Raw genomic sequence first — 12,017 nt, 5'->3', positions numbered from 1 at the left:
TGTATTTAAATCCTCAATGTTCGAGTTGGTTACGTTTTTCGCCAGACATCATAATAGCTAAACCGCACGCAGAAATCAGTACTAACAATAACCCAGGAATAGCAGCACGACCAAAATAGCCCGCCTCATAAACACGCCATAAATAAGTCGATAGTGTTTCAAAGCCAGTTGGGCCAAGTAATAAGGTTGCTTCTAATTCACGCATGGATTCTAAAAATACTAAAGCGGCACCGGCTATGATCCCACGCATTGTTAGTGGTAAAGTTATGCGGGTAAATGCTTCGCGCGGACTGGCGCCTAAGACCCGCGCAGATTTAACTAAACTTGGATCAAGGTGCTCAGTGCTAGTGCGCACAGAGCCTACCGCTAAGGGTAAAAAACGCAGCATATAGGCAATGATCAACAGCCCTAATGTTTGATATAAAAACGGCAATTGCAAACCACCGTAAACTAGCGCGGTGCCCATTACAATACCTGGAATACCAAAACCAAAGTAAGTAACACGCTCCATGATACGACCCGCTTTACCGCTAAGTGCAGCATGGGCAACAGGGATAGCTACAATCACCGCAACCACTGCAGCAATGGCTGAGGCATACGCTGAATTCCACGCGATGCTAAAATCAAATGAGCTAAAGCCATCACGTGCTAACCACAGCGAAAATATCGCCAGAGGTAAGCCAATGGCTAATAATAAAATAGGCGCAAAAGTGGCAAACATAGCCGCTAGTTGCAACTTACTAGGAAACAAAATTAATGGCCGGCCATGGCGTTCGCTAGCCGTTTTAATTTGTGACTCAATCAACAGTAAAAAGCCCACAATCACCAACAACTGTAACGATAACATTGCTGCACGACTTAACTCAAACGCATTGTACTCGACATAAATAACCCGGGTAAAGGTATCAAGGCGCATCATTGCAGGTGTGCCAAAGTCAGACAAAGTATACAGTGCAACCAATAACGAACCTGCGGCAATGCCATTTACTACACGGGGTAAAATGACTTTAAATACACTTTCGGTCATCGACATACCTAAGGTGCGGGCCGCATTAACCATGCTTGCATCAAGACTAAGTAAAGATGAGCGGGTAGTCATCATTACAAATGGAAATGTGTAAAGAGTCATGACAATAGCTGCGCCGCTGAGTCCATCCATCGATGGCAGTTCAATACCAAGTAGATTATGTATCTCTCCGCCGGAGCCAAAAGCCGCATAAAGCGTAAATGCACCAATGTAACTGGGAATGGCTAGAGGCGCGGCAAAAAACACCAACCATACTTTTTTAAACGGTAAGCGCACATAAGCGCTGATAAATGCTAACGGTACTCCGATTAAAATAGAACCAATGACCGTTAATACCATCAAGGACAAAGTATTGCCGAGAATACTTAAATTATGATTATCAAACAAAGAGCTGGCATCAGTGGCCAGCGTTATTAAAATAAAGATAGGAGATAAAACAATAAGCGCTGCAAGCAGCGCCATTGGGTAAGAAGCTGGTAGTCGCATTACAGTACGCCGCTATTTCGCATCAAAGCTATGGTTGGCCGAAGATCAGCTAACTGTGTTAAGTCCACTTTGGGTGGTGAAATATTGGCTAAAGATGGTAACCCTTCAGGTAGAGGGACACCATTTACCAGCGGAATTTCATAGGCTTCACGAGCCAAGTAACCTTGCACTTCGATGCTTAATAAATAGCGCATAAAGTGAGTGGCAAGAGGGTCGTCGTTCAATGCCAAAATACCTGATGCATTGACTAAACAGCCAGCATCTTGTTGGGTAAATGCTAAATCAAGTTTGGCATCTGGTTTGCCTGATTTTAAACGTAAGGTGTAATAGTGATTAGCAAAACCAATATCCACTTCACCACGTTCAACGGCCATTACTACACCCAACTCACCGGCATAGGTTTTAGCACGCTTCTTAATCTTTTTCAGCCATTTCGCTGTTTTATCGTCACCTTCGAGAATACGCATTGCCGTTACAAATGATTGAAACGATGCATACGCAGGTGCCCAGCCAATGCTTAAGTCACTATCAGCAATGTTCATAATACTGGTTGGAATTTGCTCTTTGGTCAAACGCGAAGTGTTATAGGGTATGGTGCGCACACGACCGGTGACAGGGGCCCAATCTTTATAGCGAAACTGTGGTTGCAACTGCGCTGATAGATCACTCGGAATTGGTTGTGCAAGGCCGGCATCTGAAACCAAGCCAATAGCGCCAGAATCAACAGCCCAAAACAAATCGGCTCTACGCACCCCTGCTTTTGCTTCAGCAACAATGGTATTGGCTAAAGCTGCTGTAGGACCACGACGAATGCCTAGTTTAAAGTTGGGGTTTCTGTCTTGAATTGCTTGTAGCACATTTTCATACAAACCACCTTCACCACGACCTAGGTATAAGGTCAGCTCACCTTCAAGTTTAGGTAAGTCATCAACAGAAACTGGGTTTGCTATGTTGGCAGCTAGTGCGCGAGAAAGAGGCAATGGTAATGCACCGATTGCCCCAAACGCAGCTAGGCCTTGTATAAAGGTCCTACGCTTCACTTAAAATACATCCTTACGTGCTTTTTCGGCTTTTTCGAGTAATACCTTGGCGCGGTCTAATTTAGTGTGCATGCTACTTACCACATCGCGTACTTCATCAACACTTTTGTTATCTGAAATTGCTTTTGGCAGTGTCACGTTAAAATCTTTTTCTAATATTTCAACAAGTTTGGCATCTTGTTCGATAAGTGTGCCTTCAACACCTTCAAATAGGTGAAGGTAAGTATCGTGCACAATGCTGGTTGCTTCATCACTTAAACGCTCTGCATATTTGGCAATGACACGATCAAGTTTATGTTTAATTTCATCGATTGTAGCACTTTGAGTCATGCTTGTGGTTGCAGTTGCTTTAACGTTTGCAAGCAAACCTTTTTGTTGAAATTGCGCCGCTAGTTTAACTGCGCCAAGACCTTGCCACAAGGCAGCATTCATCGCTTGTTGTTCTTTACGAGCTTCAGTCGCCGGCTTGTTATTATCAATGGCCATTTTTACGCCATAAATACCTTGCCAGATTGACGCATATACCGGCACAAAATTTGTTTCAATCGCGCTGTGAAACTTCACTGATTCCCAATACTCGATTAGGTCATCGCTTTTTACTGCTTTTACGCCTTTGCTTTCATAGTCGCTTACCATGGTATCGACTTTGCCGATCATCCATTCAACTTCTTCTGAGTAATCTTTGATATTTGCTTGTAAGTGATTTACATGTTCGCCAATAGGGCCATTAGCAAATGCAGGTTGCGCAACAAATGCTGATACTAAAAGAAGGCTCACACCTAAGGTTGTTGCTGATTTAAATAATGCTTTCATGAAAGTGGATCCGAAAAGATGATTGTAAATGATAGGCATTATCATATATGTAACCATGACTAAAATCAAGGATACTAATTTTACGGACTAAATTCTATTTTGTCTTTATTTATAAAGCATTTGGCGATATTAGGGACGTGCCAACGGGTCGTTGAGTTGTGGCTAAAGCAAAGCAGCTAAGAGGTTATTTCTTAGCTGCTAACTAAATTATAAGTTTATCCGTTTGATAAGTCGGATCTCCTCCCCATCGACATCTAATAACGCAGTGACGGTGATCAACATCGGTTCGCTACTCGCTGTGAATTTAAATTGATAGTTTTGTACTGCATAAGGCGCAATCTCCACAGGGTGTTTTTGTGTCATTACACTTTCAAGCTGTATAAAGGGCGTAGCTGTCAGTGTTATTTGCCCCGTTGTCGCACCTGAATAAGGGCCTGATAGGGTCGCGGTAAATAGCCAATCACCCGCGTTATTTTTAGTCTGAGTGAGTGTCATCCCAACTCCGTTGAAAGGGACATTAGCAGCACTAATTTCACGGGTTTTATTTAATCCTTGCCAATTAAGATCTTGTTCGACAACAATTGTTTGAGCTTGTGTTGACGCTGGTAAGTGAATGTTGTGGATACCGGGTTTTAAGAGCTGACGGAGATGGTGCTTGTTAAGCACCTTACCTGCAGTTGCAAAGCTAACTTGGGCGGCCAATTGCAGCTCAAAATCGGTAGGGTTTTCGACGCGTAAAAAGGCTTTGTTGTGGTGATAGTAAACACCAGAATTAATACCACTGAGTGCGCTAAAACCACTATTACCTAATAGGGTTTTATAGCGGTTAAATATAACTGCAAGTTCAGCATTTATGGCTGTATGGTTGCTCGGCTGAGGTAATTTTGCCATTAACTTACTCAGCTCGACATCGCAATTAACCAGTTTGCGCTGATGTTGTTGGCAGGTTCTAAACACTCGATTTAATAATTTATAACCTGTAAATAGCCACGGATCAGTAAGCTGTGTTTGGTTTTGTGCTGCTAAATTTAAATATTTAGCATCGCCAGCTGGCGTTGCAAATAAGTAAGGTGTGATCTGGTGATTGTTATTTTTACTTAATAAGCTGATTTTTTGTGTATCGAGTGCGGCTGTTATTTTAGTCGATAAAGCAAGGGTAAATGTTTGCCCAATGATATTCGTCCCGTTATCCGCTTTTAAGCCCACCGTTAGTTGGCTGCTCTCTAATGTAAGGTTTAAACCAAGTGTTGCGTGTTGAGCTAAAGCGGCTTTTAACTCAGGACTAAGTGCGATTTGCACAGGCTGAAAATCCTTGAAATTACGTGCGGTTATTATTAACCGCTCAGCATCTTCTATTAATAGTTTTAGTAATTGGTCGTCATTCGCTTGCTCATTACCAATAAACGTAGTGCGGTATTGTTGGTTTTGCTCGCTGCGCTTGCCTTGCATGGCAATGCCTATTTCACCGCGCTGTAATTGTGCCGGTTCAAATTCAATTAAAGCAGCCACTTGGTGCTTATTTGTCAGATCGATTAACGCATTTACTTGTGGTGCGGGAAAGTCCATCACTGGGTGCGATACATCAGTAGTGAGAGCGGGGTTTATATCCAATCGAGATAAGGTATTTGAATCTGTATTTCGTAGCCAATAAGCATTACCATTTTGCTCCCACGGGCCTGATACAATATGAAAACTGGGTTTTATATTTTGCACAAAGTCAGCAAAGCCTTGCTCTATTGCCTGCCAATCTTTAAAAGTGTGTTTAAGGAGTGAATTGGCTGTGCTGAGCGTGGCGTCACTGTGTGGGTTGGCAAGCCTAAGTTGCTGCACAAAATATGCAAAATATTGTGCGCGTTCTGGAGAGCTTAAAAGGTAATGAATGATAAAAAAATTAAGGCCGCGTTTAAGTGCAGGATCATCGTTTATTTGCTCAAGAGTGGGTTTATCAGCACTGTAATATTGCTTTAAACCGGTCTCAATATAATTCATAGGGGCACGATCAAACACCATCACAGTCAGTTGTTTTTGCTTGGCATCGTAAACATGGTGAGCGACCGAGTCGGCTAAGCCTTCGGTGATCCAATTAGGCGCCCAGGTTGAATGACCGTTTAAAGCCATGTGAAAAGCATGCATGGTTTCGTGAATGACAATATAGCGTTGGTGATGCTCACGATGGCTTGGGAAATTATATCCTGCGCGGTTATAAAACATAGTTTCGCCGCCTGCGGTTTTATGTACGCCTCTTAAAAAACCGTCATCAAGCATGGCCTCGCGCACTCTATCGCGGCTGCTACCATACACTACAGCGATACGCTGGCGTTCAATATTAGGTGGCTCCATACCGAATAGTGCAACATAGTGTGGATAAGCCATTTCTAAAAGCGCTAAATACAGCGTTACTTTTTCTTTTGGTAAATCACTCTTCAGTGCAAAGTGTTTACTTACCCACCAATCATATCCTCGGCTATTACCAATTTTGCCATCGCTATATGTATAGGGGATGGTTTTCCCTAAGAATGCAATGTCCATTTTGTGTAACGTACTGGTGTAACCTTGTACTGATAGGTCTACTTGCATCTGTTGTGGATCAGTTTCCATAGCACTTGACGTTGTTGTTTGTGGTTGTACGGTCTGCGCAGTATCGGCTTGCGGCTCTTTTTGACACGCGGCAAGTAACAGTAATAACAAAGTGAGTGAGAGTTTTTTCATAATTATAGTTGTTTTATGTGTATATTGTATGCAATATAAAATACTGTGTTTAATTGTGAAAGTAAACTATGAATAATAATCAAATACCAATAACAACCAACTCAGCAGCAAAGCAGAGTAAGCAAACCCCAGCTAATAAAGGCTTTGGTGTGGCATTTTATATTGCAAACACCATGGAAATTTTTGAGCGCTTAGCTTGGTATGGCTTTTTTGCGGTTTCATCTGTCTATATGACTACCCCAGTTGAACAAGGTGGGGTGGGCTTTAATGATGCACAGCGTGGTGCTGTGCAAGGTATTATTCCTTTCTTTTTATATTTATTACCGGTGTTAACAGGCGCGCTGGCTGATCGGTATGGTTATAAAAGGCTGTTTATAATTTCCTTTATAATTATGGCGCCAGGTTACTACTTTTTAGGCCAAGTAACTGACTTTAATTCGTTCTTTATGATTTTAATGTTGGTGGCATTTGGTGCGGCGTGTTTTAAACCTGTGGTGGTTGGTACTATAAGTCGCAGCACGAATGATACTAACCGTGGCCTAGGGTTTGGTATTTTTTACACTATGGTTAATTTGGGCGGCTTTATTGGCCCATTAGTCGCCGGTTATATGCGTGCGATCAGCTGGGATGCGGTATTTGTAATGTCGGCCGTGTGGATTTTGCTTAACTTTATTCCGCTGCTATTTTATCGCGAAACAACCCCATCTTCGCAAGCAAATACCAGCCTTAAGCAGGTATTACAACAAGCTCAACAAGTATTAGGCAACAGCCGCTTTGCACTGTTGTTATTTACTTGTGTGATTATTCTAATGACCGCAGGCGTGAGTTGGCTCAGTTATACGCAAGCTTTTGTATTAATTGCTCTATGGTTAGGGACAAACTGGTTGTGGGATAAAAGTGTCAGTACTAAGCAAAGCCATAACTGGCACTTACAGCCGGTGCGGGTAAGTAACCGTAATTTTGCCTTGTACTTAGCCATATTGACAGGGTTTTGGACTGTGTATAATCAGCTATTTTACACTTTACCGTTGTTTATACGCGATTATACAAACACTCAAGAGTTAGTTGTTTTACTCAGTTACTTTGGTCAATCAACAGTGGATTTTTTTGCGTTTGTTGATAGTGGAGCATTGAGTGAAAAAATTCAGCTTCTATCAGTCAATTATGCATCTTCATCACCTTTAGCGAGCACTGAGCTTGAAGCAATACGCCTTGAATTAGTGCATTTAAAAGTAAACGTGCCAGTGAGCGAAATAGCGCTTTTTATTGAGCAAATAGCGACTAGCGACTTTACCCTGCAACAAAGTAAACAACTTGCCCAGCAATGGCTGGTTTACCGACAAGTTAATCCCGAGTACCTGATTAATTTAGACTTTGCGGCCATAGTATTATTACAAATAATCGTTAGTGTAAAATGCCAAAGATTTAAGGTGATATCGGTTTTGATCAGTGGTTTGATTGTTACTGCGGGTGCTTTTTTAGTGTTATTGCTAATGAGCGCGGGTTTATTAATGACGCAACTGGGCGGAGCGGTCATGATCACGGTTATTTTATTGATTGCCTTGGGTGAAATGCTCACCTCGCCAAAAAGCCAAGAATATGTTGCCAGTATTGCCCCTAAAGATAGCGCTGCAATGTTTATGGGTTATTATTTTGTATCTATGGCACTGGGTTTTTTATTTGCTGGTTTTTTATCAGGTTGGAGCTATGGTTACTTAGTGAAAGAGCTGCAACGTCCGGCACTCATGTGGCTATTATTTGCAATGATCGCGCTTTTCACTGGCTTTGGTTTTTACCTTCTAGCGCGAAATAATAAGGATACCCACAGTGAAACTTAAACAGCGACTTATTTTAATAGCTGCCATGCTGATGTTGAGCTTACAAGCCACAGCAAATGACCCAGTGAGCGGTGAAAATAGTCATTATAAAAATTTAATTGATCGCACGGGAAGTCCATATTATATGCAAGACTTTGCTAGAGGCGAGCATCAACGCTTTAGTCCATTATTTGACTTAGGTGCATGGCATGGTCATTTACTGCCAAGCGATGACAATATCGGAAGCTTTACCGGGCCTGCAATTATTAGCGAAGAATACCTTAATTTTATCGCCCCTTATTTAGAAAAGCTCAGCGTCTATAAAGACCAAAGTCATAAAGTTAAACTCGCCATGAATAGTTACAGCTTGCCGGGTGCTTTAGTGCAAGAATTAACGGGTGATGGCGTAAGTATTCGCATGGAGTTACGTTTTGTAAGTAATCGTACTTCGTTAGTTAAAACACAGATCACAACCAAAAAACCACTCATTTTGCGCTGGGAAGGGCGGTTAGTGAGTAAGTTAACAGCTCAAGACGGTATCGCAAAAGATGCGCGTTCACCTTTTGAAGTATACCCGCAACTGTTACCTCAATGGCAAGTGAGTGATAATACTATCACGCTAAAGTTTGGCAAAGTGCGTGCACATGGCCAGTTACTAACTTCTGGCAGCTCGCAGTTACAATTGCATAAAACGCTATCAGTCAACACCACTCATGAAGCATTAAGCTATGCAAGTGACACAACAATTGATAGCGATACCACGTTTTACACAACTTATTCGTACTTATTAAATAGCCAAGAAGCGGCAAACGAGCAGGCTATTATAAAAGATGTTTTAAACCAGCCCGAGCTGTATTTAGCCCGCAGTGCCACGCGTTGGCAAGGGTATATTAATAGTGCGCTGCGCCCGTTAGCCAGTGCCGATGAAAGGCATAAAAAGTTAGCCGTCAAAAGTATTGAAACCTTGATTGGTAATTGGCGTTCTAAAGCCGGTGCTGTTGGCTTTGATACCGTAAGTCCTGCCGTGACGGGACGCTGGTTTTCCGGTAATCAGACTTGGCCGTGGGATAGTTATAAGCACGCTTTTGCCCTGGCGACTTTTCACCCAGTACTCGCAAAGCAAAATCTCAATGCGGTATTTGAGCACCAAATAACAGCAAATGATGCTGTAAGACCGTGGGATGTAGGGTTTATTCCTGATTTAGTGGCTTATAATTTAAGCCCTGAACGGGGTGGTGATGGGACTAACTGGAACGAACGTAATACTAAACCCAGTTTAGCCGCTTGGGCTGTGTGGCAAGTTTATGAGTACACAAATGATAAGCAGTGGCTTGCGGAAATATTCCCAAAGTTGGTCAGCTATAGAAACTGGTGGCTAACTAATCGAGATCACAATGGCAATGGTGTGCCAGAGTATGGCGCAACAGTTGATAAGGCCCATACAACGGATGACGGTAAATTACGCTTTGAGGTGCAAACAGCAACGGGTTGGGCTGCGCAAAGTGGTCTTGAAAATTATAAGGATCAGCTTATCGCCCATCCACAAAAACAGATAAAGATCCCTGCGCAAACAGCGGCATCGTGGGAGTCGGGCCGAGATGATGCAGCGGTGTTTGGTTTCATTAGCAGTGAACAACTCGCGAAGTATATAAAAAATGGCGGTAAAGCCACTGATTGGCACGTAGGTTTTGCCGAAAATTTTGATAAAGCGGGGCGTTTGATTGGCTACTCATTACTGCAAGAATCAGTCGATCAGGCATCATACATGGCAGCGGATAATCGCTATTTAAGTAAAATTGCTAAAGAGCTGAATTATCCTCGCCAAGCGAGTTATTTTTTAAAACAAGCAGCCAAACTAAGAGCGTATATAAATCGATGTATGTTCGATAGAACAACTGGCTATTATTATGACATTGAAATAGCACCACAACCGTTAGCAAGTGGCTGTGCAGGCAAGCCGTTAGTTAAGCGCGGTAAAGGCCCTGAAGGCTGGTCGCCGCTATTTAATCAAGTAGCCACGGTTGAACAAGCGCAGCAAGTGGTTGATGTAATGCTTGATGAAAAAGAGTTCAATACCTACGTACCACTTGGCAGCGCGGCTTTGAGCAACCCTGCTTTTGGTGCAGATATCTATTGGCGAGGTCGAGTATGGCTTGATCAGCTGTATTTTGGTTTGGTGGGTATGAGTCATTACGGTTATTGTGAAAAGGCGCAGCAACTCAGTGAGCAACTACTTACTCATGCTGATGGCTTATTGGCCAGTGCTCCTATTCGCGAAAATTACAATCCTTTGACGGGCGAACAACAAGGCGCGCCTAATTTCTCGTGGAGTGCCGCGCATTTATTGTTGATAATGCAAAAACAAGGACGTTGGTGTGAGTAGGGCTAAATAAATATTGATATAAACGTTCAATTAAAGGCTAAGTATGTGTGAAATAAATGCTCAACAGCTTATGCAAAACAATAAAATAATACTCTTTGACGGGCAGTGTAAGCTTTGTAATGCATGGTGTAATTTTATTATTAAGCACGATAAAAAGCTGTGTTTTAAATTATGCAGTGTGCAGTCTTTAAAAGGCCAAGCAATCCTCACGCACTTTGGTTACCCAACAGCTAATTTTAAAACCATGATCTATGTTGAAAATAATCAGTGTGTTACCAAAAGTGATGGTGTGATTAATGTTGTTTCACAGTTGGGTTGGCCATGGCCCTTAGCTAACATATTACGAATAATACCGAAACGGATACGCAACTGGGGGTATGATGCCATTGCACTTAACCGGTATCGCTTATTTGGAAAATATAATTATTGCGTGATCCCAAGTCATGAGTATGATCACCACTACTTATAATTTCTTTACAAGGCGGACTGTTGGCAGGTTATTTGGTTAAACTTAATATACTGTTTTTAGTGTTTAGTGCTGGACTATATGCTCAAAATGACACCCATGATGACTCTGCAATCGTGGTAGATGTTCGCGACAGAATTAATCTGCGGATGCAAAATACCGCCCAGTGGTTAGACGATTTACTCGGTGAAGAGGTTAACCCAAACAAAGCCCATGCTAGAGGTTTTTTGCGGTTAGGCTGGCTTCCCCGCAGTGCTGATCTAGCTGAAACAGAAGTACGCTTTAAAGTATCATTAAGCTTACCTAGCTGGGAAAACCGCTTAAATCTAATAATAGATAATGACGCTGACGAATTTAGCCGGTTGCCTTTTGAAACCGACTCCCCAGCTAATCAAAACAATGGTACTGAAGACATAAATGCTGCGCTGCAATTTTTAGTTGAGCGTACCGCTAACTTAGAGGTTGATAATCGTGTTGGCATATCACGTAGCCAACTTTATGGACGCAGTGCACTTCGTTGGAATAAAACATTTAATCAAACGCAGTACTTTGCATCTGCCGGCTTAGAGTATTACTTCTCTGATGGCTTTGGTTACTTTATTAAGCTCTCCAGTGATACTAAGATCAATGAGTTTTATTCGCTGAATGTCTCTGCTAATTACCGTGAAATTGATGACGAAATAGATAGCGAAATGCGCTCAGGTGTTTATTTAAGTTATATACCCGATGCGCAGCGAGCCGCAGTGTTTGGTGCCAATGTACAGAATAGTTTTGATGACTTTACTATCTATACAGTATCGTACCGTTACCGGCAGCAAGTAAAATACAGTTGGCTGTTTTATGAATTAGAGCCGTTTATAGAATACCGAGAAGAACTCAATTATCGCGACGAAGTAGGATTCGCGATTCGTTTAATTGGCTATTATGGCCAGTGATAATGACTAGTTTTTATCTATTATGATAAAATCCCCTCAGTTTAATTTTGTAGAGATAGATCATGGCTAGCACCGCACACGCATTACACATTTTAGTTAAGCATAAAGAACTTGCCGAAGACATAATTCAGCAGTTAAAAAAAGGCGCTAAGTTCCATGTGCTCGCTAAAAAACATTCCTCTTGCCCATCGGGTAAAAAAGGGGGTGATTTAGGCGAATTTAAACGTGGCCAAATGGTTCCGCAATTTGATAAAGTGGCTTTTGGCGCAGAAATATTAGAACCACATTTAGTAAAAACTAAATTTGGTTGGCATGTGATAAAAGTGCTTTATAGAACGTAA

General features: G+C 42.1%; 9 protein-coding genes. 5 read left to right on the top strand and 4 right to left on the bottom strand.

The window, feature by feature from the left end; genetic code table 11:
• Positions 1–13 precede the first annotated feature (13 nt).
• From FW757_RS11030 to FW757_RS11015, 4 genes are all read right to left on the bottom strand, one after another.
• Entirely contained in the window at positions 14–1,513 is a 1,500-nt protein-coding gene (locus tag FW757_RS11030; protein WP_149981801.1) for an ABC transporter permease, read from the bottom strand.
• Positions 1,513–2,553, bottom strand: a complete 1,041-nt coding sequence (locus FW757_RS11025) for an extracellular solute-binding protein (RefSeq protein ID WP_182717623.1) — start codon at positions 2,551–2,553, stop codon at positions 1,513–1,515. Before FW757_RS11025 ends, FW757_RS11030 begins: the two co-directional genes overlap by 1 nt.
• Positions 2,554–3,366 carry a hypothetical protein gene (locus FW757_RS11020; RefSeq protein ID WP_182717622.1) on the bottom strand — a complete coding sequence of 271 codons (813 nt, stop codon included), beginning with the start codon at positions 3,364–3,366 and terminating at the stop codon, positions 2,554–2,556.
• Between the two features lie 207 nt (positions 3,367–3,573).
• Positions 3,574–6,075 carry a hypothetical protein gene (locus FW757_RS11015; protein WP_182717621.1) on the bottom strand — a complete coding sequence of 834 codons (2,502 nt, stop codon included), beginning with the start codon at positions 6,073–6,075 and terminating at the stop codon, positions 3,574–3,576.
• A gap of 68 nt (positions 6,076–6,143) precedes the next feature.
• Between FW757_RS11015 and FW757_RS11010 the strand changes: the two genes are divergently transcribed.
• From FW757_RS11010 to ppiC, 5 genes are all read left to right on the top strand, one after another.
• The gene (locus tag FW757_RS11010; protein WP_182717620.1) at positions 6,144–7,913 is read left to right on the top strand and encodes an MFS transporter; all 1,770 of its coding nucleotides are present in this window, start codon (positions 6,144–6,146) and stop codon (positions 7,911–7,913) included.
• Positions 7,903–10,275 (top strand): alpha-glucosidase, encoded by a 2,373-nt coding sequence (gene ygjK, locus FW757_RS11005; RefSeq protein ID WP_182717619.1) that lies wholly within the window; start codon positions 7,903–7,905, stop codon positions 10,273–10,275. The genes FW757_RS11010 and ygjK overlap by 11 nt, the downstream gene beginning before the upstream one ends.
• Before the next feature lie 43 nt (positions 10,276–10,318).
• Positions 10,319–10,744 (top strand): thiol-disulfide oxidoreductase DCC family protein, encoded by a 426-nt coding sequence (locus FW757_RS11000; protein ID WP_145234484.1) that lies wholly within the window; start codon positions 10,319–10,321, stop codon positions 10,742–10,744.
• A gap of 20 nt (positions 10,745–10,764) precedes the next feature.
• A complete protein-coding gene (locus FW757_RS10995) occupies positions 10,765–11,676 on the top strand; it encodes a hypothetical protein (protein WP_182717618.1) in 912 nt (303 codons plus the stop codon).
• Between the two features lie 62 nt (positions 11,677–11,738).
• Positions 11,739–12,017 carry a peptidylprolyl isomerase PpiC gene (ppiC, locus tag FW757_RS10990; RefSeq protein ID WP_145234480.1) on the top strand — a complete coding sequence of 93 codons (279 nt, stop codon included), beginning with the start codon at positions 11,739–11,741 and terminating at the stop codon, positions 12,015–12,017.

Source organism: Pseudoalteromonas sp. 1181_04, assembly GCF_052850545.1.
Note: the sequence above shows the minus strand (reverse complement) of the source record. Positions and strands in the feature narration are given on the sequence as shown.

Coding starts and splice junctions, on each gene's coding strand:
- FW757_RS11030 (WP_149981801.1), bottom strand. CDS start 1,513: ATGCGACTACCAGCTTCTTACCCAATGGCGCTGCTTGCAGCGCTTATT.
- FW757_RS11000 (WP_145234484.1), top strand. CDS start 10,319: ATGTGTGAAATAAATGCTCAACAGCTTATGCAAAACAATAAAATAATA.
- FW757_RS11010 (WP_182717620.1), top strand. CDS start 6,144: ATGAATAATAATCAAATACCAATAACAACCAACTCAGCAGCAAAGCAG.
- FW757_RS11020 (WP_182717622.1), bottom strand. CDS start 3,366: ATGAAAGCATTATTTAAATCAGCAACAACCTTAGGTGTGAGCCTTCTT.
- ppiC (WP_145234480.1), top strand. CDS start 11,739: ATGGCTAGCACCGCACACGCATTACACATTTTAGTTAAGCATAAAGAA.
- FW757_RS11015 (WP_182717621.1), bottom strand. CDS start 6,075: ATGAAAAAACTCTCACTCACTTTGTTATTACTGTTACTTGCCGCGTGT.